23 protein-coding genes and 1 other RNA gene are annotated in these 23783 nt (G+C 41.8%); 16 read left to right on the top strand and 8 right to left on the bottom strand.

What is annotated here, in order from left to right; translation table 11 throughout:
- Positions 1-10 precede the first annotated feature (10 nt).
- Complete coding sequence (smpB, locus tag AC5GD6_RS01650) at positions 11-529, top strand: SsrA-binding protein SmpB (RefSeq protein WP_353585293.1); 519 nt, start codon at positions 11-13, stop codon at positions 527-529.
- A gap of 318 nt (positions 530-847) precedes the next feature.
- Positions 848-1223, top strand: a transfer-messenger RNA (tmRNA) gene (ssrA, locus tag AC5GD6_RS01645).
- Between the two features lie 267 nt (positions 1224-1490).
- Here ssrA and AC5GD6_RS01640 read toward each other — a convergent pair.
- From AC5GD6_RS01640 to AC5GD6_RS01630, 3 genes are all read right to left on the bottom strand, one after another.
- The gene (locus tag AC5GD6_RS01640; RefSeq protein ID WP_491846094.1) at positions 1491-2549 is read right to left on the bottom strand and encodes a DUF3644 domain-containing protein; all 1059 of its coding nucleotides are present in this window, start codon (positions 2547-2549) and stop codon (positions 1491-1493) included.
- Between the two features lie 33 nt (positions 2550-2582).
- Positions 2583-2795 (bottom strand): helix-turn-helix transcriptional regulator, encoded by a 213-nt coding sequence (locus AC5GD6_RS01635; protein ID WP_276776155.1) that lies wholly within the window; start codon positions 2793-2795, stop codon positions 2583-2585.
- 98 nt (positions 2796-2893) lie between these two features.
- Positions 2894-3595, bottom strand: a complete 702-nt coding sequence (locus AC5GD6_RS01630; protein ID WP_491846093.1) for a GntR family transcriptional regulator — start codon at positions 3593-3595, stop codon at positions 2894-2896.
- A gap of 484 nt (positions 3596-4079) precedes the next feature.
- Here AC5GD6_RS01630 and AC5GD6_RS01625 point away from each other — a divergent pair, with 484 nt between their 5' ends.
- The 5 genes from AC5GD6_RS01625 (at position 4080) to asnS (ending at position 9058) form a co-directional block, all read left to right on the top strand.
- Positions 4080-4811, top strand: a complete 732-nt coding sequence (locus tag AC5GD6_RS01625) for a uracil-DNA glycosylase (RefSeq protein WP_464407284.1) — start codon at positions 4080-4082, stop codon at positions 4809-4811.
- 197 nt (positions 4812-5008) lie between these two features.
- Positions 5009-5449, top strand: coding sequence for a 50S ribosomal protein L13 (rplM, locus tag AC5GD6_RS01620; protein ID WP_006302158.1), 441 nt, complete (start codon positions 5009-5011; stop codon positions 5447-5449).
- 3 nt (positions 5450-5452) lie between these two features.
- On the top strand, positions 5453-5848 hold the full coding sequence (rpsI, locus tag AC5GD6_RS01615) for a 30S ribosomal protein S9 (RefSeq protein ID WP_006302157.1): 396 nt from the start codon (positions 5453-5455) through the stop codon (positions 5846-5848).
- A 244-nt stretch (positions 5849-6092) separates the two neighbouring features.
- The gene (glmM, locus tag AC5GD6_RS01610) at positions 6093-7430 is read left to right on the top strand and encodes a phosphoglucosamine mutase (RefSeq protein ID WP_311438836.1); all 1338 of its coding nucleotides are present in this window, start codon (positions 6093-6095) and stop codon (positions 7428-7430) included.
- Between the two features lie 227 nt (positions 7431-7657).
- Entirely contained in the window at positions 7658-9058 is a 1401-nt protein-coding gene (asnS, locus tag AC5GD6_RS01605) for an asparagine--tRNA ligase (protein WP_491846092.1), read from the top strand.
- 38 nt (positions 9059-9096) lie between these two features.
- Here the strand turns inward: asnS and AC5GD6_RS01600 are convergent, their stop codons facing one another.
- A complete protein-coding gene (locus AC5GD6_RS01600; protein ID WP_464360943.1) occupies positions 9097-9552 on the bottom strand; it encodes a peptidyl-tRNA hydrolase in 456 nt (151 codons plus the stop codon).
- 278 nt (positions 9553-9830) lie between these two features.
- On the opposite strand from AC5GD6_RS01600, the gene murI reads away from it, so the two are divergent.
- Positions 9831-10616: a glutamate racemase gene (gene murI / locus AC5GD6_RS01595; protein ID WP_491846091.1), complete on the top strand. Its 786-nt coding sequence runs from the start codon at positions 9831-9833 to the stop codon at positions 10614-10616.
- Between the two features lie 65 nt (positions 10617-10681).
- Here murI and AC5GD6_RS01590 read toward each other — a convergent pair whose 3' ends face one another.
- Entirely contained in the window at positions 10682-11584 is a 903-nt protein-coding gene (locus AC5GD6_RS01590) for a DegV family protein (RefSeq protein WP_491846090.1), read from the bottom strand.
- Positions 11585-11916: 332 nt separating this feature from the next.
- On the opposite strand from AC5GD6_RS01590, the gene AC5GD6_RS01585 reads away from it, so the two are divergent.
- The 6 genes from AC5GD6_RS01585 to AC5GD6_RS01560 all read left to right on the top strand — a co-directional run bounded on the left by AC5GD6_RS01585 (position 11917) and on the right by AC5GD6_RS01560 (position 17472).
- Positions 11917-12198: a GNAT family N-acetyltransferase gene (locus AC5GD6_RS01585; RefSeq protein WP_006302151.1), complete on the top strand. Its 282-nt coding sequence runs from the start codon at positions 11917-11919 to the stop codon at positions 12196-12198.
- A 116-nt stretch (positions 12199-12314) separates the two neighbouring features.
- Positions 12315-13082, top strand: a complete 768-nt coding sequence (locus AC5GD6_RS01580; RefSeq protein WP_276791153.1) for a DUF554 domain-containing protein — start codon at positions 12315-12317, stop codon at positions 13080-13082.
- Between the two features lie 300 nt (positions 13083-13382).
- Complete coding sequence (locus AC5GD6_RS01575) at positions 13383-14120, top strand: hypothetical protein (protein WP_276791154.1); 738 nt, start codon at positions 13383-13385, stop codon at positions 14118-14120.
- 248 nt (positions 14121-14368) lie between these two features.
- Positions 14369-14842 carry a deoxycytidylate deaminase gene (locus AC5GD6_RS01570; protein ID WP_048597057.1) on the top strand — a complete coding sequence of 158 codons (474 nt, stop codon included), beginning with the start codon at positions 14369-14371 and terminating at the stop codon, positions 14840-14842.
- 59 nt (positions 14843-14901) lie between these two features.
- Positions 14902-16932, top strand: coding sequence for a molecular chaperone HtpG (gene htpG / locus AC5GD6_RS01565; RefSeq protein WP_276791156.1), 2031 nt, complete (start codon positions 14902-14904; stop codon positions 16930-16932).
- Between the two features lie 84 nt (positions 16933-17016).
- A complete protein-coding gene (locus AC5GD6_RS01560; protein WP_048597055.1) occupies positions 17017-17472 on the top strand; it encodes a Fur family transcriptional regulator in 456 nt (151 codons plus the stop codon).
- Positions 17473-17573: 101 nt separating this feature from the next.
- On the opposite strand, the gene AC5GD6_RS01555 is transcribed toward AC5GD6_RS01560, so the two are convergent.
- Positions 17574-18542, bottom strand: a complete 969-nt coding sequence (locus tag AC5GD6_RS01555; protein ID WP_061103033.1) for a 3'-5' exonuclease — start codon at positions 18540-18542, stop codon at positions 17574-17576.
- Between the two features lie 102 nt (positions 18543-18644).
- Positions 18645-19343, bottom strand: coding sequence for an MgtC/SapB family protein (locus AC5GD6_RS01550; RefSeq protein WP_303871521.1), 699 nt, complete (start codon positions 19341-19343; stop codon positions 18645-18647).
- A 244-nt stretch (positions 19344-19587) separates the two neighbouring features.
- Between AC5GD6_RS01550 and AC5GD6_RS01545 the strand changes: the two genes are divergently transcribed.
- Complete coding sequence (locus tag AC5GD6_RS01545; protein ID WP_311436368.1) at positions 19588-20463, top strand: CPBP family intramembrane glutamic endopeptidase; 876 nt, start codon at positions 19588-19590, stop codon at positions 20461-20463.
- A gap of 101 nt (positions 20464-20564) precedes the next feature.
- On the opposite strand, the gene AC5GD6_RS01540 is transcribed toward AC5GD6_RS01545, so the two are convergent.
- A complete protein-coding gene (locus AC5GD6_RS01540; protein ID WP_491846089.1) occupies positions 20565-22124 on the bottom strand; it encodes a L,D-transpeptidase in 1560 nt (519 codons plus the stop codon).
- Positions 22125-22584: 460 nt separating this feature from the next.
- Here AC5GD6_RS01540 and AC5GD6_RS01535 point away from each other — a divergent pair, with 460 nt between their 5' ends.
- Entirely contained in the window at positions 22585-23733 is a 1149-nt protein-coding gene (locus AC5GD6_RS01535; protein WP_006302139.1) for an extracellular solute-binding protein, read from the top strand.
- Positions 23734-23783 lie beyond the last annotated feature (50 nt).

The raw sequence follows: 23783 nt of genomic DNA, 5'->3' as shown, positions 1-23783 counted from the left end.
GGATGTATGCATGAAGCAGATTGTTCAGCAGCAGACACATAAGGGTGTACGTAAGCAGGCAACTTTTCGTCTTATTGCTAAAAATCGTAGCGCTTATCATGATTATGATTTAGACAATGCCGAAGAAGCAGGCATTGAGCTTACTGGTGTTGAAGTAAAAAGCTTGCGCGAGCGTAGCTGTCAGTTGACCGACTGTTTTTGTATCGTAAGAAATAACGAATTATATTTGGTGGGCTTGCACATTCATCCATACTCTCATGGGGGCGTTTGGAATATTGACCCTGATAGAAGGCGTCGCCTTCTGATGCACAAAAAGCAAATTATGTCGATTGCGCGGCGCGTTCAGACAAAAGGCGTGTCGTTGGTTCCGCTTGAAATTTATTTTAACGAACGCAATCGTGTAAAAGTTAAAGTTGCGGTAGGTAGAGGAAAGAAAATGTACGATAAGCGCGCCGCCGCTGCAAAGCGCGATTCTGATCGTGAGATTCAAAGAGTGTTAAAAGCCCGCACGCGTGAGCGTTTTGCGTAGGTTGCGGTATAAACCTCGTGTGTCTATGCTTTACTGCTAATGCTTGGAGACGCTTGGAAACGCTGCGTTATAAGCTGTTGTTTATAGACAGTGTCATGTAGTTTTTCTACCTGTGCTTAAATGATATTTTTCTCTGCAGTTTGTACAACGTTCATTTTTAGCTATACTTACTATATATCTTTACAGATGGTGTTCTTTGATAGTTGGTGGATATGTACTTTACGCGCATGAATTGCGCGTATCTTTCCTTTAGATCTTACAACGCCTCGGCACACATGTTTTTTGATTGCTCTAAATGATGTGTTGTGCATGCATTTTGGGGGTGACTGGATTCGACAGGGTAAGTTTGAGGTGGGCAGCAAGCCGTGGTCTCCTCGCCACGTTAATCAGGGGTACGGTCAAATTTAATTGACAATGTTATTCCTTTCAAGAGTGAGCGCAAGCTTGCTCTTGCTGCTTAATTTATACAAGCAGCCGACAAACTAAAAATTGCTTCCGTTTTTAGGGCGTCGTCATTTTAGGAAGATGCAACATAAGACGTGGACTGTATGCTTATGTTTAAGATTGAACAGAATCGAACATACATCGCCTGTTGTTAAGTGGTGCATGTTTTAAATGTAATTGACAACTGAGCTTGGAGACACCTGCCAGGAATTTGCGTTGGACCGGAGTTCGATTCTCCGCACCTCCACCATTAAAAATGATACAGTTCATACCTGTTTACCTGCACAAACGCAGGAGCATGTATGGACTGTTTTTTGTTAATTGCGCTCATGATGTTTTCGGTGCGTGCACTAGTGAAAGTCTTTTTATGGAGTATTGTTTTTGTCCTGTGAAAATTTCTTTACACCGCTATTTTTTTCATTTATCATTTTAGATAAAGCTAGAGGCAACCCCCTAGACAGGATTAGTGCTGGGTTCCCGAATGGGAGTAAACGCAGTCAACTTTGTTGCTGGCAGTTTAGAATTCCTTTGCCCCTTGGGTTGCCCTCTTCTTTTTTAACTCTTTTAATTCCTCTATTAAATTATTATTTCTCATTAGGGCTGCTACAATCTGGTCAATTACGGTTTGTGAGTACGTTCTTGTCGTACTATTGCCAACTACGTGCTTGTAGCAAAATTGAGATTTTTCCTTATATCCATATTGCTCGGCGAAAAGCTGGAAATCATTATTAGTGAATTTATCTTTTTCCATATCGTTTACGTATATCTTTACGTTATTTTTTATTAGCTTCTTATTTACTTCCGATACACATTGTGTGGTGGAGTATGGGTGGCTATTTTTAGGATCGATATATTTTTTAATTATAGTAACATTCTCGTCAGCTTGTTCTGAAGGAACAAACGCGACTTTTTTCGACGTACCTTTAGCTTTCTTTGATAACACGAGCTCCTGTTGTACTATGCAACTGTAGCCCTTGTTTGCATAGTGTTCTTCGTTATTACTGATGGTCTCTTTTCTGCTCATTAAAGCAAGCGCTACATCGTCAGGATATCGAGCAGTAATATTTTTTACACCATATATTGAGGCGTTAATACATAAAGTTAGATAATTAGTGGGAAAGATATCCGCAATTCTACGTCCATGCCACATGTTCATATATCGTTCGTAATTCGTTATACAAGATTGGAATAAGCCTAAATAAATCTGGTTATCCTCTTCCACAATAAAATGAGTACTTGTGTTTCTTAGGGTAATGACATCGCTTAGGTTTTTAACCATGAGTGATTTTTTATTAGTAATTGTTAACGCTAGTGCTTTTTTAAGAGTAATGGTTCTCTGTTCTCCGTTTTTATTGATATAGCTTAGCTTTTTGTAGCCCCAAGTTTTGATAACCTGAGCTTTAGCCATAAGTTCCCATGCATTGCACATAAAGAATGAAAACCCTTCGACCCTATACTTAAGTGATGGGCGGTTGTAAATCTCAATAGCCATAATGAATGCTTCTTGGGACTTATCGAGCATTCTCTCAATAGTGTTCTCTTCTTCCTGTGTAAGAACGTGATTACTTGTATTCATTGTGTACACCTCGGTCTATAGGTCTAAATGTGGTTATTTACTATCATCAATGAGATTGACAAGTGACTCAACAGATAAATCAATTGCGCGGCATATTGCAAGCATTCGCTTAAATGATGGGTCTTTAACTTTTCCACTAAGTAGTTGCGAAACATAGCCTCTCGAAGTATCTATCTTTTCTGCTAGCTCGCTTGCGGTCATATGTTTCTTTTTCAAGGCTTCTTTTATAGCATTTTGATATAGCATTGTTGCCTACACTTTAATTATTGCATGTTTCGTAAATTTAACACAACAGATAATCCAATATTGCCAAAACTTGGCGCGGCGCGATGCCTAAGTTTGCACTATCGATTAGTGATAGAAACTTTGAAGAACTCGCAGCGTATAAAGCTCAAGGAATACTCAAGAGGCTTTCCGGTGATAGAAGAACTTGTTTTTCTTATCTGTTTAACGCATACTTCGCCTTCGTGCAAACCTAAAATATCTGCTACATGTTTTTCGGCAGGAACCTCAATGCAGATACTTTGTTCGTAAGGCTCATCACGTAAACAAATGCGTTTATTTGCGCTTATGTAGTCGTAAAGTTGAGTGTATTTATTTTTGTCGCTGTGCTCATCAATCAATTCTTTTACCAAATAATTTTCTTGATATTCAAAAGTCATATCGTTAACTGAATGAGTTCGAGCGATTGCGATGCAATAATTATCATCGTTTAAATCAAGCTCGGAGAGAATCTTATGATTTGAGTTGCGTTGCACATACACAACTGCAGACACTTCGTTTGCAATACTTTGATTGATGATGTGTACAAGCTTCTCATTCTTGCGTTGTAGTGCTTGTGAAATAAAAGTCCCCCGTCCTTGATGACGGACAAGGTAACCTTCTCGTACAAGATCACTGAGCGCGCGTACAACCGTAATGGATGAAACATTAAACTTGTGAATAAGCTCAGCTTCGGTGTAGAACTTTTGACCGACAGAAAAATTACCAGTAGTGATTTCGGCCTTTAGGGTGTCTTTTACCAATGAATATTTGGGTATTTTCATGTGACGGCCTTTCCGTAATGCTGCACCCGCCAGTTGGATGAAATACATATTATTGCCATATAGACACGTGCCTGTGTAGCTCCTTGTGCGCGTAGCTTATGAGCTGTCTGGTACAGCTGGCTATATCACACACCATAGTATACTCTTTATACCATAACGTCCATATAATCCTATATTGTATAAAGTATGCTGAAAAAGTTTATGCATTCATGTATCAATTGTACTGCAATTTCTATTCTAATATTGATGTAAAATATGAAAAAATCTCTGAACACAATCAATTTGTATTCAAAAAAATATAGGAATGCGATAGCACCACTCACGGGCATATGAAGTTATAATTTATACGTGGCCTAATGTAGGCACGTAATAAAAAGCAGGTTTTGTACCAAGCATAAAAAATTGGTATCATTTAGGTATATCTCATAGTGTATCTGTTACATATCAATACGTATACAATTTTGTGTTATAAGGTGAGCGCAACATGCCTGTACAGTTTGAAAATGCACCAACTGACTCTTTGCAGAATTCAAAAAAATGGTTTCCTTATATGTCTCGTGAGTCACGCGAACAAGTGCATACAATGAATCAACTTATTACAACGCTTGTCGAACAAGAGCACAAAACGGTGTATCCTCCGCGCGACAAGATATATAACGCTCTTAAGCTCACGCCCCCCGATAAGGTGAAGGCAATTATCATTGGACAAGATCCCTACCATGAGCCACATCAAGCTAATGGGCTTGCATTTTCGGTAGACGCTCCCACCAAAATTCCACCTTCGCTTCGCAATATATTTATTGAAATGCACGATGATTTGGGAATAGATATTCCAACAACAGGTGATTTAACACCATGGGCGCGCGCAGGCGTGCTTCTTCTTAACGCTACACTGAGCGTTGAGGCGCATAAGGCAAATAGTCACCAAAAATTGGGCTGGGATATGGTAACTCAGGAAATTTTGCGCGTTGCATTGCGTTTTGGGCAACCCAAAGTACTTATGTGCTGGGGAAGTTTTGCGTATCGCATTACACAAGACGCCATGCGCGCAATACAGCCTCAACACGTATGTGTTCTAAGGTCTACACATCCCAGTCCGCTTTCTGCGTACAAAGGTACTGCCGCCTGTCCAGCTTTTATGGGCTCAAGGCCGTTTTCAAAGGCGAATGCTTTTTTGACTTCTCAAGGCGTCGAGCCAATCGATTGGCGCTTATAAGAGATAGGCATTACGAGCCGCGCATATGTATGCACCGCAGTTGCGTGAGGTTTTTGTGTATAAAATTTGAACGGCTTAGTAATGCGAAGGTTCAGCCAACATAAACAAATAAAAATGACGTATACTTTTAAGGCTTACCACTGAGCCCCGTAATCTCAAAAGGATAAGCGGTTTATCGTAATAACTGGAGGAGTCAAGTGACTAAATCGACTCATTACGCCAAAGCAGGCGAAGTAGAGCGCAAATGGGTGCTCATCGATGCAGATGGCGCAACACTCGGTCGTCTTGCGACCAAAGCTGCGATGATTCTTCGTGGCAAAAATAAGCCTCAGTACACACCTAATGCTGATACTGGAGACTTTGTTGTTATCATTAACGCTGCTAAAGTTCAGCTGACTGGCAATAAAGCAGCAGAGAAAACTTATTGGCGTCACTCTGGATTCCTTGGCGGCATTAAGTTTGAGTCTTTTGCAGAGGCTATGGAAAAACATCCTGAACGCGTTATTGAACACGCTGTTAAAGGCATGCTTCCAAAGGGTACCCTTGGACGCAAACAAGCTACCAAGCTTAAGGTGTATGCAGGTGCCGAGCATCCTCATACTGCACAGAACCCACAAAAGATTGATTTGGAGGCATAGCACATGGCTGATACAAGCGCTGTATACACCGGCACTGGCCGCCGTAAAGAGGCTACTGCCCGTGTTCGTTTAATTCCTGGAACTGGTAAAATCTTGGTAAATGGTCGCGATGCTGGTTTGTATTTTGGTCGCCACCAATTGCTTGACAATGCTCTTGCACCATTTCGCGTAACCGATACTGTTAATCGCTTTGATGTTGTTGCTTTATGCGATGGCGGCGGCATTAATGGTCAGTCTGGTGCGCTTCGTTTGGGTATTGCTCGTGCACTTCTTGAGGCTGGCGAGTATCGTGCAGATCTTAAAAAAGCAGGTTTGCTTACTCGTGACTCACGTGCTGTTGAGCGTAAGAAATACGGTCTAAAGAAGGCTCGTAAACGCCCGCAATTCTCAAAGCGTTAATTTTATACACATATGTGTATTACAGAACTTGTCTGGTATGCAGGCAAGTTCTTTTTTTGTAATAACTCTTTGTGTTGGCGTGTGCGCATATAAAACATCTGTGATGTGTGCGCTTTTCGCAATAATGCGTCAATCGGTTTATAATAAGTAACAACTTTTGTGTCTGTATAAGCTTTTATGTATGAGCCGCTTATGTAGACATAACGTTGAATTCTTGCACTGCAATATAGAAGGGGTACTACGAATGAAGTACTTTGGAACAGATGGTTTTAGAGGTAAAGCTAACGAAGGCTTACGTGTTGATCATGCTTTTAAAATAGGTAGATTTATTGGCTGGTATTACGGCTTGCGCGAAGGTAAAAAAGCTCGCATTTTATTAGGAAAAGATACGCGACGCTCAAGCTACATGTTTGAAAGTGCGCTTGTCTCGGGTCTTGTTGCTTCAGGTGCAGATACGTATATTTTGCATGTTATTCCAACGCCAGGACTTTCTTATGAGGTGCTTGATGGCGGCTTTGACTGCGGAATTATGATTACAGCATCTCATAATCCCTTTGATGATAACGGCATTAAGCTGGTAAATTCCGAGGGTTATAAGATGGACGAAGATGTCTTGTTGCAGGTTGAAGCCTATATTGACGGTGCGAGCGATGTCCCGCTGGCAACAGGTGACAAAATTGGTTGCACGGTAGATTATATGCAAGGAAGAAATCGCTACATTGCGCATCTTATTGCATCGTGTGGATTCTCAATGCAGGGTTGGCGCGTTGGTTTGGACTGTGCCAATGGTGCTGCATCAAGTGTTGCGCGCCCTGTATTCGACGCAATGGGTGCAGAAACGCATGTTATCAACAACGCTCCAAGTGGTTTTAACATTAACGTTGATTGTGGATCTACCCATATTGAGCGCCTGCAGGATCTTGTTTTGCGCAACCATCTTGATGTGGGTTTTGCCTACGACGGTGATGCGGATAGATGCTTAGCTGTAGACGAACGAGGTCACGTTATAGATGGTGATCTTATTCTGTATATTTGCGGTACGTATCTGGCTAAGCACGGTCGATTGGCTAAAAACACCATTGTGCCCACCGTTATGAGTAATTTTGGCCTGTTTAAAGCTTTTGATGACGCTGGCATTTCTTATGTAAAAACTGACGTTGGCGATAAAAACGTATGGGCTGCTATGATGAAGGGCGGTTTCTCGCTAGGCGGTGAGCAATCGGGTCATGTGATTTTCTCTGATCTTGAGAAAACGGGCGATGGAATTATGACCAGCTTGCGCGTAATGGAAGTTCTCAATGCCGAGCGCGAAAAGCTCTCCGAGCTCGCGCGCCCTGTTGTTCGTTATCCACAGCAGCTTATCAACGTTCATGTGGCTGATAAGAAGACGGTTATGGAAGCTAAGGACGTAACAGCAGCTATTCATAAAGCGCAGGAATTTTTAGAGGGTAATGGCCGCGTGTTGGTGCGTGCAAGTGGAACGGAGCCACTTATTCGTGTGTTGGCTGAAGCTCCTACCGATGAGTTGTGCGAGAAAGCAAACGCTTTTGTTCTGCAAGCTCTTGAACCTTATAAAGCGTAAGACTTCAAACAAACGCCTACCATGTAACAAAAGAGGGCGTGCAGCATATCTAAGCATACGCAATCATGTAAAACCTTCCGCTGTGGCGGGAGGTTTTTTGAGAAAAACCATGGTAAAGATAAAGATTTTTTACTTTGGGAACAATGAGCGTCGTTTTGATATAAAATTACATGTATTGTAAGCGATAAAACCTACGTAGGCGCGCTGTAGCACGAGGAGATACATATATGGATAGAACCAAAATTGCAGCCATTTATGATGATATGGATTCGTTTGATAAGACCGAAGTAGTTGTTGCCGGATGGCTGCGCTCTGTTCGTGATATGAAAAATTTTGGTTTTGTTACCATAAATGACGGAAGCTGCTTTAGAGACCTTCAAGTTGTTATGCAACGCGAAACGCTTCAAAATTATGCCGAAATATCTGCTCAAAACATGGGTGCGGCGCTTATTGTAACGGGAACGCTTGAACTTACTCCCTCGCGTCCTCAACCTTTTGAGCTTCAAGCAAAAACCATTATGGTTGAAGGCACCTCCGATCCTGATTACCCCATGCAAAAGAAGCGTGCTTCTCGTGAGTTTTTGCGTACGCAGCAGCATTTACGTGCTCGTACTAATCTATTCCGTGCGGTATTTCGTGTTCGCTCTACCGCAGCTTTTGCAATTCATAAGTTTTTCCAAGAACGCGGCTTTGTTTATGTTCATACGCCTATTATTACCTCGTCTGATGCCGAGGGTGCAGGCGAGATGTTCAAAGTCACTACATTTGATTTAGCTCATGTCCCTATGAAAGATGGTGCGGTTGATTACAGTCAAGATTTCTTTGGTGCGCCTACCAGCTTAACGGTGTCGGGTCAGCTTGAGGCCGAGAACTTTGCTATGAGTTTTGGCGATGTGTACACGTTTGGTCCAACATTTAGAGCAGAAAACTCTAATACGCGCCGCCATGCTGCGGAATTTTGGATGGTAGAGCCCGAGATGGCGTTTTGTGATCTTAAAGGGTATATGGATTGCGCTGAGGCTATGCTTAAATATGTGATTTCCTATGTTATGGACGCTTGCCCGTATGAAATGGAGTTGTTTAACAAGTTTGTAGACAAGGGTTTGCAGGCTCGCTTAGAGCATGTTGCACACTCAGATTTTGCGCGCGTAAGTTACACGGATGCTATTTCTATTTTGCAAAAAGCTCAAGCTCAAGGTCATGATTTTACCTATCCTGTTTCGTGGGGTGTTGACTTGCAAACCGAGCATGAACGCTATCTTACCGAAGAGCATTTTAAAAAGCCAACATTTGTTACCGACTATCCTGCAGAAATTAAGGCATTTTATATGCGCATGAATGACGACAATAAAACCGTTGCTGCTGCAGATTGTTTGGTTCCTGGTATTGGCGAAATTATCGGCGGATCTCAGCGTGAGGAGCGCCTTGATCGTTTGGAGCAACGCATTAAAGACCTGGGCATGGATCCTAAGCAGTATGCTTACTATTGCGATTTGCGCAAGTATGGTTCGTGTCATCACGCTGGCTTTGGTTTAGGTTTTGAGCGTCTTGTAATGTACTTAACGGGCGTTGATAACATTCGCGATGTTTTGCCTCATCCACGTACGGTTGGTAACGCCGAATTTTAGCCGTTTTGTGCTGTTCGCACGCGATTATGGCGCGTGAATTAGTAGAGTGGTAAATCGGCAGTTATAGGGTCAATTTGTTCGGGAAAAAGCGGTTCAAACGCGCAGCAGGTGTAGGTTGCTTCACCGTGAAATTCGGTTAGTCCAGCATCCTTAATTAAAGCGACCAAAAAGCCGCTTTGTCTTCCTTTGTCAACAATGCGTAGCAACTCATATTCCGAAGAAACGTATACACAAATTTTTGCGACGCCTGCCTCAAACCATGCGTCAAGAGGCGTTATATCATCTGAATAGGCTGCTTGCGCGCGCGGTGCAAGATAAGCATACGTGTGTTCGTCATTCAATGTTATATCTGCTTGCCGTCCATTATGAGCCAAAGCCATAAGCACGGCTTCTACGCTTGCATGACTAGCTTGAGCTGCGATTTTTCCTTTTCGCATATGGAGATCTTTGCGCATGATAATAAGTTGCTTTGCTTTATAAGAACCACTTGACATAAATCCTGCTTTCAAAACGAATAGCCTATTGCGTACAGTATAGTGCACCTGCGTTGGTTGGGCGCTACAATTTTGTCGCGAAAACTAGCGATAATGAGCTGTTGCGGGAGCCGTGCTCTTTAAGGCGGGCAACCTTTATGTATACGAGATGACAACCGTAATACTCAAGATGGTAATCGTAATAAGCATGTAAACTCTTTAATTGCAGCTTATTACATCTTATACTTGTGCAATAATTTATATACGTTCGACGTGCGTAAGGGATATAAGGTGAAAGTATGAACAATCGTCAGGGTTTTATAGGCGTTTTTGATTCTGGATTAGGCGGAATCAGTGTTCTTAAGAAGCTAGTGAGCCAGCTTCCCCACGAGGATTTCTTTTATTTTGGAGATACTGCTCATAATCCTTATGGCGCGCGCAGTGCTGACGATATTTTTGATTTGTCAAAAACCATTGTAGACAACATGGTTTCCAAAGGAGCAAAGGCCGTAGTAATTGCATGTAATACGGCAACTGCCGTTGCTGTGCATAAACTACGTACAATCTATCCTCAACTTCCGCTGATTGGTATAGAGCCTGCTCTTAAACAGGCCTGTGATGCGCATGCCTATAAACATATTTTGGTGTTGGCAACGCCTGTGACGCTGCGCATGGAAAAATTCCATCAACTTCGTGATCGTATGTGTGCATGTAACAGTGTTTACGTAAAGATTTCCGCTTTGGCGTGCGATGGTTTGGCGCATAGAATTGAACAGGGAAACCTTGATGCGCCCGATTTAGATAACGAGTTGCGAACTATATTGGCACCCTATATCGGCAATGTTGATGCGGTAGTTTTGGGGTGTACGCATTATCCTTTTGTAAAAGATCACATTGTATCAATCTTGGGAAATCCCGTGTGTTTTGATGGCGCCGCAGGAGTTGCCCATCATGTACGTGATGTTTTGCAGGATAGGGATCTGCTGAACGATCAAATTGCGCGTGGGTGCGTGACGTTTGCAACAAGTTCTCATGACGCACACCAACTTGATTTGTACGAGCAGTTTTATCATTTGCCACAGTAAAGCAAAAGAAAGCCTAAGGTGGTACACAGAGAATTAAGGTAGTGCATAGAGAACTATGCACCTGCTTATTGTTTTGAGGAGACTTCTCTTTCTTTTCCCCAGTAAAATACGGCAACAGTTCCAGGTCCGGTATGGCAGCCAATAGTGGCTCCAATTTCATAATTTTGAATAGAGCTAGGCTCAAGTGATGGAAAAGCGTTTTGTATCTGTGACGTAAGTTCAAGCGCATCTGTCTCGCAATCAGAATTGCTTAAAAACACCTTGCCGCTAATTTCTTGAGGGTTAGGAATAGTGGCTTTCATTATGTCTACCAGTCGTTTTATAGCGCGATTTTTTGTGCGTACCTTTTCTACAACTTCAAGGGCTCCTGTTTGAGAAATAGCAAGAATAGGGCAGATCTTAAGCAAGCCGCCGATAGCGCCAGCTGTTTTTGATACGCGTCCACCTTTTATGAAAAAGCGCAAATCTGAGGTAAAAAACCAAGCTTGTATGTTAAGGCGATTCTTTCGTGCCCACACGGAAACTTCCTCTGCACTCTTGCCTTCATCGCGTAAGTCGGCAAGCTTATCTACTAAGAGTCCAAATCCAGCGGACGCGTTGAGCGAATCAATAACTTCAATGCGTCGTGCAGAAAAACGTTGCTGGAGCTCTTCTTGTGCGGTACATGCAGCGTTGTAGGTTCCCGAAATTGCAGAAGAAAGGCATACATGGACAATGTCTTTGCCTTCTTCTAAAAAAGGAGTCCATGATTGGATGTATGCTCCGGTAGAAACGCACGAAGTTTTTGCATCGGCACCTTTGAGCATGCGTTCAAAAATTTCATGACTAGAGTTAGAAGCACCAAAATCATCTTTGAATGCAACGCCATCAAGTTCGTAATTAAAATAAATGCAGTTAATTGAACGCTTAGCAAGATACTCTTTTGTTAAGTCAACTGTTGAGCAGCAGCTCAATATAAAATCACTCATGCGTTCTCCCTTCTGTTTGTATATTAGAATAACTATTTTTGTAAAAAAAGTTTTGACGATTTGGCATGTGTCTTTGAAGTGTAACAATATATCAAAACGTATAAAACAAACAACTTGAATGTCCTATGCGCTCAGCTCATAATTCTCAAATACACAGCATAGCCGGTATTAATATACATCTATTTGTATAAGAGATCGAGAAAAGACGCGAAAACATGAGTATCCCTCATTTTTTTCGTTTATTTATCGTGTAATTTTTATTTCTAGGTAATTTGCGTTCATACTTGACAAGAGATAACGATGAACTATAAACGCGTAAGAAGGAGTTGACCATGGTTTTTCAAACTACTCCAAATGAAGTTCTTTTTTTGGGTGATACTGGCGACGTTAAAGGTCGCGTACGCATGAGCGATCCACAAGATGGTGTAATTGATATTGTAGAAACATATGTAAGCCCTAATGACCGTGGCCTTGGTTTTGCAGGCAGGCTTATGGGCCGCGCAGCGGCATATATTAAGGATTCGGGCAATCGTGCAAAGCTTTCGTGTAGTTATGCAAAATCATGGTTTGCAAAGCACCCCGAATATCAAGATATTGTGGATGACGCCTCATAACACGAGGTTAAACGCTATCATATGCAAACAAACACGTACTGATTAGTTCATGCGTGTTTTTTATTGACCTTGAGGTGCTGCGGCATAAAGGTCTCATAAGAAAGGAGCGTTGATACATGATACTTACAGGAGCGCTTGTTGATGCAATTCTTGCATGTGCAGGAGGCATTTTAGGGCTTATTTTTCGCCGTCATGTATCACGTGATCTAGGGGAGTTTTTGCTGATTGGCCAAGGTCTTGTTTGTATTTTGCTAGGCATACAAGGAATGATTGGGTATCACAGCGATATTTGTGTTATAACGCTTTCTATGGGCTTTGGTTTTTTAATTGGATTTGCGCTCAATATAGATTCAAAAATTACGCATTTTGCCAATATTATGCAGGAATCACTTGCGCATATTGCTCAAAAATTTTCTGGTAAAGCACAAACAAACGCAACTAGGAGCGAAGACGACTCATGTGCTCACGCTTCCTTTTCTTCGGGCTTTATTTGTGCAAGCGTGTTTACCTGTACGGGCGCTATGGCTATTATTGGCTCGCTACAAAGCGGCATGCAACTCGACCATTCAACGCTTCTGGCAAAAGGCTTTATTGATATGATTTCCTGTTTTGCGTTTGGTGCCTCTATGGGCAAAGGCGTGCCGTTTTGTGCGCTGAGCGTGTTCATTTATGAAGGATGCTTAAGCGTTCTGGCTCATATTGTGAGTCCATATTTAAGTCCCGAGGTCATTAATAATGTTGTTGCATCTGGTTCGCTTCTTTTAATTGTTGTGGGCTTTAACCTTATGAAAGTTGGAAAGTTTAAGGTTGCAAACATGCTGCCTGCCGCGTTTTTGCCCATAATTTTTGTTCCACTTATTGCATGGTTTAGCTCTTTACTTTAAATTGCTTGCGTAGGAATCTATGCTTTTAAGTGTGCACTCATTTCTTTTCTGATAAAAATATTGTTTGATTCGTTGTAGCACGAGGAAACCATCTGCAGACAATACACGTCCATATACGTAACTGTTGTATACCGCAGTACGTATCTTCAGGTAAGCTAATCTTGAGTTGATACAAATGTCTGTACATAAGTTTTGCGCTTTGCAGTGCCTTAATGGTAAGGGCGCGTATTGTGTACTCAAAAGGTGAGGCTCGTTGTAACTAGATTGAGTGTTAAGGACGTCAGCAGAGGCGGCGACAAAATGGTATTTGAAGTAATGCTTGTAATACTTATGTGCGCACCTCTTTTTGTTGTATGGCGGACGTGGGAGCGCTCAAACGATCTTGCCGAGCGCCATCACGCGCATCATGATACCTATTCGGTTTCTCCAGCTTTGTTGCAAGTTGTTGCATATGCATCTATTTGCAGTTCGTGTATGGGAATTGTTCTTGGATGTTTGTGTGCAACTGGGAGCATCCCGTTTGATTCGATCATAGTGACGGTATTTTTTTCTGCATTTTCGCTCACATGTGCAGCTATTTGGATACTGTTAAGCCGTTATTGTATTGCAACCTATGATACACAAATGTGTATTACTCCATTTTTTGGGAAATCCTTTATTGTTGCGTACGAAAAAATTACCGCAATGAAATGGACGCCTGCGTATTTCTTTGCCACTCAGCAAAGTATCCGCGTTGCGTTTTGCTCGTCTCAAAACCATTCGGGTTGTGTATCTGCAAGTAAATCCCTACAAGATTCAAAGAAACGTACATACGGACAAGAAGAGATAAGCAATCAAGCGCAAAACAAGCTCGTTCATCACACACAAGACGAGATTACCAATACTAAGCTAGCAGTATCTCATGAAGTACTGGGCAGCATTGATGCCAATACGTATCACGAGGACACGCATTATGTATTTCATATTTGGTCAATTTTGGATATTGAACAAATTTTAATGCGTATCAATCGCTTTGATGTGCTTGATTCTCATAAATAGGGAAATGTGCGGTATCTCTTTGTTGTTCTTAATCGCCTGAACCATACGTATATATATGATGCCTGCGTAATAGCTGCTTTCACACAGCGCTTGCGTGCGCTATTGTGATTATTTATTGAGATATATATAATTTGCATGATAGAATATCTAAGTCTGTATAGTATATATTTTGTACGCATACGCTATCTTAATTTGTCTATAAATTAAGATAAGCCTTACGTGATTTGATAATACTTGAGGAGGCTGATATGCCCGGTAAACGTAAAAATGTTATCACATGGGATGAGTTTTTTATGCGCGTTGCTGCTGCAGCTGCCATGCGTAGTAAAGACCCTCATACGCAGGTTGGAGCATGTATTGCCGACAGCAATGACCGCATTTTATCGGTTGGGTATAACGGAACGCCAACAGGAATTAACGACGATGAGTTTCCGTGGGAATCATCAGTAGACCCGCTTCGCGATAAGCATAATTTTGTTATCCATGCCGAGGCAAATGCGCTGCTTAATTATCGAGGCTCTCTTAAAGACATGCAGGGTGCAACGGCATATGTTACGCTTTTCCCTTGTCAGGAATGTGCAAAAATGCTGGTACAAGCAGGTATTGGAGAGGTGATTTATGCCGAGGACACCTATAAAGATACTGAAGGCGCAAAAATTTCGCGTAGTATTTTAGATCGCTGTGGCATTACGTATCGTCAAATACCGTATGTAACTAAGTAACCAGCGCACCAAACATGTTTCAAGCTTATAACATATATGTAGATAGGAGATAATACCGTATGATAAAGTTTAAAACCGAAAGCAAAAAACTTCTTGATTTGATGATCAATTCCATTTACACCAATAAAGACATCTTTTTGCGCGAGCTTATTTCTAATGCATCTGACGCCCTTGATAAATTAGCATTTGCCTCACTTACTAATTCTTCCATTAAAGTTGATTCTACAAATGCAGCTATTACCATTGATTTTGATAAGGACGCACGCACTATTACCATTCACGATAACGGTATTGGTATGACGCGCGAAGAACTAGACACCAATCTTGGAACCATTGCTCATTCTGGTTCTGAACAATTTAAGCAGCAACAAAACTCATCTACAAGCGAAACGCAAAAATCTGATGATACCGCAGATAATGCAGCAGATGATACAACAAAAAGTTCTGCGCAGAAACCAGTTGATATTATCGGGCAATTTGGTGTTGGGTTTTATTCGGCATTTATGGTTGCAAAACGTGTGCGCGTTATCAGTCGTTCCATGAGCGAGACGTGCGCCTACGAGTGGGAATCTAATGGCATTGACGGCTACGAAATTAAAGAAAGTTCTAGCCGCCCTGCGCCTTCGGATCATGGTTCAGATGTTATTTTGTATCTTAAAGATAATACCGAAGAAGACAATACTGACCATTTCTTAAGCGAGTGGACTTTGCAAGAGCTTATTCGCGAATATTCTAACTACATTCACCATCCTATTAAAATGATGGTCACAAAAAGTCGCGAATTGCCGCGTCCTAAAGACGCAGGCGATGATTACAAGCCACAGTACGAACAGTACCAAGAGCTTGAAACCATCAATTCTATGACACCTATTTGGAAAAAGCGCGCAAGCGATGTAGAAGAAAAGGACTACAACGAGTTCTATAAGTCAACGTTTCACGATTGGAATGACCCACTTTCTGTGCTGAGCTTCCACGCCGAGGGCTCTCTTTCCTACGATGCACTGTTGTTCATCCCATCACAAGCTCCCTTTGATTTATATAGCAAAGATTACGAAAAAGGCCTTGCACTTTATTCGTCTAATGTTCTTATTCAAGATAAATGTGCTGAGCTCTTGCCCGATTATTACAACTTTGTGCGCGGCGTAGTTGATTCGTGCGACATTAGCCTTAACATCTCGCGCGAAACGCTTCAAAAGAATGCTCAATTGCATGCTATTGCGCGCAGAATTGAGAAAAAAGTTCATGGCGAATTGTTGCGTATGCTCAATGATAAGCGTTCAGATTACGAAAAATTCTTTGAACACTTTGGTCGCGGGCTTAAATTTGGTATTTATAGCAGCTATGGCGCAAAAGCGCAAGATTTATCGCAGCTGTTACTCTTTTGGTCTGCACGCGATAAAAAACTTATTACGCTTGCCGAATATGCAGAACACATGCCAAAGGATCAAGACAAGATTTATTATGCTGCTGGCTCTTCGCGCGAGCGTATAGCACAGCTGCCTATGGTAACCGCGGCGCTTTCTCATGGTTTTGATGTTTTGTTATGCACGCAGGACGTAGACGAGTTCATGTTCCAAGTATGGCGCAACTATGAGGCAGCTGCTGATGTACAAGATGGTGAAACGTCTGAAAAGGCCACGCGTGAACTTGCATTTACAAATGTTTCGGCGGCAGGTCTTGACTTTGCTACTAAGGAAGAAAAAGAAAAGGCTCAAAAGACTCAAGAAGAGCACAAGGGTGTCTTTGAGGCGCTTAAAGACGCACTTGAATCTAAAGTTAATGATGTAAGAGTTTCTGCTGAATTAGGAGATTTTCCTGCACGTATTTCTGCAGAAGGCAATGTGTCTCTTGAGATGGAGCGCGTGCTTGAGCAAAGCCCCGACGCAGCACACGCGCCGCGTGCACAGCGTATTTTGGAAATTAACCCAGAGCATCCTGTGTTCAAAAAACTTGTTGATGCCTGTGCTTCAGAAGATAAAGATAAACTTACATTATATGCAAACGTACTTTTGGATCAGGCATTGTTGGTTGAAGGCCTTACCATTGAGGATCCAATTATGTTCGCAAAGCATATTTGTGAGTTAATGTAGTCTAACTTAAGTGTTACGCTTACCATGATATAATCAAAGGGTAAGCACGGTTAAAGCCTTAGTACGTATCGACAAGTATCGTGCATGTACGAGGGGAGCTTGGGTGTTGTGGTAGAGCGACGTTCATATAACACGCGACAAAAGAAGATCATAGGCGAGTTTTTGGCTAACAACCAAGACCATTATTTAAGCGTGGACGAAATTTACGCGCGTCTTGCACAACAAAATGAGTCGCCTGGTAGAACAACCGTGTATAGAACACTGGAAGCATTTGTAAAAGATGGTATTGTTGCCAAGGTTGCAGCTCCAGGGGGAGAAGAGTCGAGGTATCGTCTGGCAGGTAAAGGCCAAGAATACGGTCAACTTGTTTGTATATGCTGCGGTAAGGTTATTCCCTTTGATTGTGATGCCCTTATTAATTTTGCCTCACATGTTCATAACGAGCATAAGTTTGTAGTTGATCTGATGAGGTCGGTTATGTATGGGTATTGCAGTGATTGTACGCTTCATCAGTCGCCTGCCGTTCACGACAAAAAGTAGTATACGCAAAGCTACACATGCGTTCAAAACGTAATAAGCGCCCCTTAAAGTGAACTAAGTAACTTTAAGGGGCACAACATTAAGCTTATGCGAACTTAAGATTATGCAAACATTTCGCGCTCTTTGAACTCTGCTTGAACGGTTCTAAACATAAGGTCTACGTCTTCAAGGCCTAGGTGCTTTTCTTTTTCTCCGCTTACAAGCGTTTTTCTTCTGCGTGCCCAGCTTTCAAGCGCTGCAGGTCTTGATTCACGTGGAAGCGATTTAATTTCGGGGTCGCATCGTCTACAAATATCACGAGAATCAATCACTACAATTTTTCCTTCTTTGCGTGCTTGAGCATAGCCGTTAAGGTGGAGCATAAACCACGAATCCTCAAATGCGGCATTGTGAGCCATAATAGGGAATGTACAAAACGCATGTAATAAGGCTTCTTGAATTTTTGTTGCTTGCCTAAAGGGAGTTTTTCCTGCAATATTATCCCAGGTAATGTGATGGATTTGTGCAAGAGGAACGCCTTTTTGTGCATAGAGGTCTGGCATACCAAAATACGCACTGTGTCCGTCACGCGGGTCGGAATCTTCGCGCAGATCAATGAACTCCATACCAAGGTTAATGATGTAACCGCGGTCGGGAAAACGCGAGGTGGTTTCGAGGTCTACACCTAAGATAGAAATTGGCTTAATAGTAGCTTCTCGATATGCGATTGAAAGATCTTGTAAGGCAGGACCTGCGGTTTTTTGCACTTTTTGAAAGCTGCGTTGTTGCATAACTGCAACAGCTCTGATGAAATCACTATCCGAAAGCGTTCTTTGCAAGCTGCTACCATTAACACGCTCAAGGCGTTCAATTCCGTATGAATCGCAAAGTTCACGATTTCTATCTGCTACTTGCATAATAGTGGCAAAATCACAGGGCTCTTCACCTGCTTTAGACGTTTTCCATGCACTCATAAGCGTGGCAACGCAATCTTCGTTGCGTCTACGCTCTTCCGTGATAGCGGTATCTCCGGTGATAAAGCCTGGCAAAACAGAGCTATGTGCATGTTCGAGTGCTTGCTGAATATTCATGATAATCGTTCCTTAGGATGACTGATAACATAATATAAGTGTACACGTATAGGCAGACATTAATTGGCCAAAACTAAGTTGAAGCTGTTTGCTTTTGTAAGACTAATTAACTTCTTCAACAAAACACACAAAATCAAGTGCTTGAACTGCATCGATGAATGGTTGCTTACGCGCCCCACGTTCAAGCGTAATGGTAAACGTTGCTGCTCCTCCAAACTTACCAGTTTCTCCTTTTACAAGTTGAAAGGAAGAAAAATTGCAATTCCAACTATGGAGTTTTTTAAGGAGTTCTTTAATTGCATGCTTGTCTTCTAACTCAACATACAGGGTGAATATTCGTGCGTTTTCGTGGAGCCAATGGTCAATTTTGTTAAGAATCACAAAGGTAAAGATCACAAACAACATGGCAATGATAGTGCCCTCTGCAAATCCTGCACCTGCTGCAAGTCCAATACATGCACACGCCCATAAACCAGCTGCGGTTGTAAGACCTTGAACTTCATTTTTACCCGTAATGATAATAGTTCCTACGCCCAGAAAACCAACACCACTTATAACCTGCGCGCCAATACGAGCCATATCTGCACGTACTCCAGGAAATTGATGGATAAGATATTCACTTACGATCATCGCCATAGCAGATCCTAAGCACACCAGAACATGTGTTTTAATCCCAGCGCCCTTATTTTTGAACTCGCGCTCAAAACCAATAAAAGTACCTACAAAGGTTGCTAAGAGCAGTCGTAAAAAGATAGCAAGTGGGCTCCAACTTGCAATTGAGCCTATAATATCGCGCAGCATATGTACCTTCTTCGTAGTAACGAACGTTTACTTTTGATTATGGGTAAACGTGCCCAAAACTTTGTGATCCCCGTGCCTCACGAGTTGACGTGCGTTCAACATACAGTTGCTTTATAATGGATAAAGGCAGGTGGTATGTTTTTTCACTAATACTTTATGTGTGATCTTGTGTATAAGATAGCATACCTTACCTATCAAGACATATTGTAATGTAATTATGTGACGAATAAAAAAGGTTGTTCTTGTGAGCACATTCCATAATCTACTCACCAAACATGCATGTTTGCGGCATGTTTTACACATAGGGGTCTATGTGCTTGCCTTGTTGTTTCATATGGGTGCAACCACGCTTACTACACTTTTTTGCGTCTACCGATGTCATTTTGACCTTATGCTCACTTATGAAGCTGCAAGTCTTGTTTGGGCCATAGTGATTTGTGCGCTTCTTAACGGTTTATCGATATTTAAAACCACCAAAGAACAATTACACATTTCATGGGATATATATAAGCCAATGATTTTTATTTCAATGGTAAGTGCCGCGCTTTCGATTCCCATGCTGCTGCACGATTCTATAACATCTCATGTATGCCAATCTGTTATGTATCAGATGATCTTGTGCATAGGTATAGGCTTTTCCGAAGAAGTTTTGTTTAGGGGAGTGCTTTTTCACGGTTGCCTCAAGATATTTTCTGCACATAAGCATAAATTATTCTTGAGTTGTATTGTAGTATCTTTGGTATTTGGAGCGTTTCATATACCTTGGAATCAAATTGACCTATCTGATACCATACAACTTGCCCAGATCGTAGGAAAAATTGTACAAACGGGCTTGTGTTCTATTTTGTTGTGTTTGGTCGTGTATAAAACCAAGTCAATTGTGGGTGCTTCCCTGCTTCATGCGTTAGACGATTTTATTGTCATGATTATCCCATTTGGAATTTTGGGACAGCCTGTATCAACGGACTACGTTGTTAAGGGTACTGACGGCGTTTCGTTATCTATCTTTTACACAATTTTGATTGTGATTTATATCGTTCCAGTTATACGAGGCATTAAATGCTATAAACGGATTTTAGAGCCCGCGAGTGCACCTGCTCAACAAAAGTTTTTTTCATGACACTATATGTGTTTACGCGTCTAGCATCATGCAGCAAGCTTGCAAGCACGCGCGCTCTGCATGTTTATATGTTAGCTTTTATGATTTGGGGCTGTCAGGTGTTACCAGTGAACTACCACAGAGTCGCCCACATGTACTAACGAAAAGAGTTCGGCAGCTTTACTAGGCGGTAGATTAACACAGCCATGACTTCCATTTGTTTTATAAATGCTGCCACCAAATGAACTGCGCCAGGGGGCGTCGTGCAAACCTACCATGTTACCAACAAAGGGCATCCAATAATCTACGTGTGATTTGTAGTCAGGTTCACCGTCTTTGTCGGTATCGGCACCTATAAGCGTCTGATTGCGTGCCTTAGCTCTGATTTCAAAGGTACCTGTAGGGGTGGCGTGATCGTCGCTGTTGCCTCCCGAAACAAACCACGATTCCCATAGAATATCGCCAGATTCATCGTATAGACGTGCATATTGCGTGGCAAGATTAACATCTATGTGACGCCCAAGTTCACGCGCACCAGGGGTTTCGGCAGGTGCACCTTTTGGTGTTGTATGTAAAACTTTTACAGGTAGGATAATTTCGTGTACATCAAGATTGCATACAGCTTGGGTAAGCAACTCATTGAGTTTGTCATAATTTATTTTTGTGATAACGCCTGAGTCGTTCGATTTAATGTGTAAATTATCTTTTCCCCATGTTTCAACTGCACTTTGGTCGATAGATAGTGTTTTAGGATCAGCTACGTGCATCCATTGTGCCAACAAAGTTTTGTCTACGGTGGCAACTTGTTGCTGGTTATACATAAGCGCAATAGAAAGTTCAAGAGCCTTATTAGCTTTGTTGTTTATCGCAATAAGATCCGGGTCTTGTGCGGTAAGTGTTGGTTGTTTAAGCACGCTATCATCTAATAGCGATTCTGAGCGCAGCTCATAAATATCATGAATTACACAATCGCTTACGGCTTTGGCCTCAAGCGCGCTTCCAACTTGTGCATCTTTTATGGTAAATGATTGAGCAGAGCTGTCGTATTGTGAGTAGGCATTTACCGGATTGGTAGCGTTAGCGTTAAACGCATTTACCTGCTCGGTTATAAGCGATTGAACAGAATCCTCATCAAAACTTGGCTGTTGCTGCATAATTATGTGCTGTGGTTGAAATACATATTGCACCCATGTAAAACCAGCTGCATTGTGCTTAAGAACATCCTCGGCACAACTTTGTGTATCAACATTTAGGTTGAGTTGGCTCTGATCAAGCGTCATATCAAAGTTGAGTCCACTTACGTGTATGGTATAAGTGGAAAGTTGCTTGTCCAAATAAGTGGCAAGCGTGTTGGTATCCATATACGAAACGTCTTGTCCATTAAGGGTAGTGCGATACATAAGATGGTTGGTAAAGTATATCCCCGCACCAACATAACCTAGGATCAGAAGAACAAAAACCGCCAAAGCAATACGGGCCCCAAGATGTTTGTGTGTCTGTGTACCCTTTTTATGCATGTCTTGCTGAGCGGAGCCATTCACTTCAGAAGACGTGATGGTTTTAAGATTGGTATAAACAGTAGAATCGCTGGACGCTTGAGTTGTTTTGAGGTTTGTAATAGTTTTTGAAGGATTATTTTGCGTATCGTTGGAGGAAGCAAAGTGTGCTGCATGTTTAGACAAAGTAACCTCGATAGTTAGATTTATGGGTACAAAAGTGCTGCGTTTCAAAAGAACGTTCTCTATTTTAACGACTTAATCTATAACATTCAACATAATATATACCGTTTTTATGTATTGTTGTTTTTATAGCATGTATACCACTATCAACGGGCTTTATAACCACTTAAACAAATAACCGTTTGCCAAAGTGGTTAAACCCTTTACCTAAAATCTAAGCTGTTTTGCCGATACGTGCTTGAGTGCGCTTGTATATTATGTGATAAAAGAAACAGCTTGATTTGTTCCGGTTGCATTGTTTTTGGTTGCATGGGTTTTCTACTTCTTTGTAAGAGCATGTAGAAGATGTGCACGCATTGCATTCCTTTTATGTCAAAGTAAGTTGTACGTTCAACAGGAGCAAAAAGCACGTACCGTGTGAGGTGTATGTCTGTGAAGCGTACACGTAAGGAGAGATTTCGTTATGGAGGCGAGACATATGGTTTCTATTTCGCGCAGATCGTTTTTGAAAAACACAGGAATTTTGGGAGCTGCAGTTGGCTTGGGTGCCCTTGCAGGATGTGATAAGGGTTCTACTTCGGCAAACGATGGTGGAGATTTAAGCAGAATTGCAAGCTCAGATTTAATTGATGCCGCAAAAAAAGATGGCAAGCTTGTTGTATATGGTTCAAGTGAAGAATCTCACGTTGCGGCAGTGTGCGAGAATTTCCAAACATTATTTGGCATTGATACTCAATATCAACGCCTCTCAACAGGTGAGGTTGAGTCTAAGGTTGAAGAAGAAGCTGGCAATCCATCTGCAGACGTTTGGTTTGGTGGTACAACCGATCCGTATAATGTTGCTATTACTAAGGGCATTTTGGCTCCTTATCAGGCAAAAAATGCATCACACCTTATCTCTAAAGTATACATGGACAAAGACGGACATTGGTACGGTGTTTATAAAGGAATTTTGGGATTCTTCTACAATAAAGACGAGATGGATCGTCGCAATTTGGATGCTCCAAAAGACTGGCCCGATTTAATCGACGAAAAATATAAAGGCCTTATTTGGCTTTCAAACTACAATACCGCAGGTACGGCAAAGCTTGTTATTAACACTATTATTCAAAAATATGGTCACGATAAAGGTTTGGAGTATCTAACTAAGCTTGATAAAAATATTTCTGTTTATACAAAGAGCGGTTCTGGTCCTTCTAAAAATGTTGGAACGGGCGAGTGCACGCTTGGCATTGGATTCTTACATGACGCAATCTATCAGATTGTAGATAATGGTTATCAAAATATTGGTATGGTTATTCCGTCCTCGGGTGCATCGTTTGAAGTTGGTGCAACTGCTATGTTTAAGGGCGCAAAGCACGAGAACGCCGCAAAGCTTTGGATTGAATACGCGCTTTCACCTGCATGTGTTGATCGTGGTCAGGAAGTAGGATCGTATCAATTCTTGGTAATCGACGATGCTAAACAACCAGAAGTTGCAACTCAATTTGGTCTTGATCCTAATAATGTTATGGATTACGACTTTGAGGATGCAAAGAAGAACACCGAGCAGTATGTCAAAGACACTATGGAGGCTCTTAAAGGCGGAGACGATCGCTTTAAGACCAAGTAAGTCTTGGAAAGACGGTGTGCATAACCATGTATGCACACCGTTCTTTTTAC

Source organism: Fannyhessea sp. (genome assembly GCF_986145555.1).
The sequence above is the reverse complement of the archived record's forward strand: the minus strand, read 5'-3'. Positions and strand labels throughout refer to the sequence as shown.

Coding starts and splice junctions, on each gene's coding strand:
- asnS (WP_491846092.1), top strand. CDS start 7,658: ATGGATAGAACCAAAATTGCAGCCATTTATGATGATATGGATTCGTTT.
- AC5GD6_RS01585 (WP_006302151.1), top strand. CDS start 11,917: ATGGTTTTTCAAACTACTCCAAATGAAGTTCTTTTTTTGGGTGATACT.
- AC5GD6_RS01635 (WP_276776155.1), bottom strand. CDS start 2,795: ATGCTATATCAAAATGCTATAAAAGAAGCCTTGAAAAAGAAACATATG.
- htpG (WP_276791156.1), top strand. CDS start 14,902: ATGATAAAGTTTAAAACCGAAAGCAAAAAACTTCTTGATTTGATGATC.
- AC5GD6_RS01600 (WP_464360943.1), bottom strand. CDS start 9,552: ATGTCAAGTGGTTCTTATAAAGCAAAGCAACTTATTATCATGCGCAAA.
- AC5GD6_RS01625 (WP_464407284.1), top strand. CDS start 4,080: ATGCCTGTACAGTTTGAAAATGCACCAACTGACTCTTTGCAGAATTCA.
- smpB (WP_353585293.1), top strand. CDS start 11: ATGAAGCAGATTGTTCAGCAGCAGACACATAAGGGTGTACGTAAGCAG.
- murI (WP_491846091.1), top strand. CDS start 9,831: ATGAACAATCGTCAGGGTTTTATAGGCGTTTTTGATTCTGGATTAGGC.
- AC5GD6_RS01550 (WP_303871521.1), bottom strand. CDS start 19,343: ATGCTGCGCGATATTATAGGCTCAATTGCAAGTTGGAGCCCACTTGCT.
- AC5GD6_RS01580 (WP_276791153.1), top strand. CDS start 12,315: ATGATACTTACAGGAGCGCTTGTTGATGCAATTCTTGCATGTGCAGGA.
- AC5GD6_RS01560 (WP_048597055.1), top strand. CDS start 17,017: ATGTACGAGGGGAGCTTGGGTGTTGTGGTAGAGCGACGTTCATATAAC.
- AC5GD6_RS01640 (WP_491846094.1), bottom strand. CDS start 2,549: ATGAATACAAGTAATCACGTTCTTACACAGGAAGAAGAGAACACTATT.
- AC5GD6_RS01590 (WP_491846090.1), bottom strand. CDS start 11,584: ATGAGTGATTTTATATTGAGCTGCTGCTCAACAGTTGACTTAACAAAA.
- glmM (WP_311438836.1), top strand. CDS start 6,093: ATGAAGTACTTTGGAACAGATGGTTTTAGAGGTAAAGCTAACGAAGGC.
- AC5GD6_RS01575 (WP_276791154.1), top strand. CDS start 13,383: ATGGTATTTGAAGTAATGCTTGTAATACTTATGTGCGCACCTCTTTTT.
- AC5GD6_RS01630 (WP_491846093.1), bottom strand. CDS start 3,595: ATGAAAATACCCAAATATTCATTGGTAAAAGACACCCTAAAGGCCGAA.
- AC5GD6_RS01555 (WP_061103033.1), bottom strand. CDS start 18,542: ATGAATATTCAGCAAGCACTCGAACATGCACATAGCTCTGTTTTGCCA.
- AC5GD6_RS01535 (WP_006302139.1), top strand. CDS start 22,585: ATGGAGGCGAGACATATGGTTTCTATTTCGCGCAGATCGTTTTTGAAA.
- rpsI (WP_006302157.1), top strand. CDS start 5,453: ATGGCTGATACAAGCGCTGTATACACCGGCACTGGCCGCCGTAAAGAG.
- AC5GD6_RS01570 (WP_048597057.1), top strand. CDS start 14,369: ATGCCCGGTAAACGTAAAAATGTTATCACATGGGATGAGTTTTTTATG.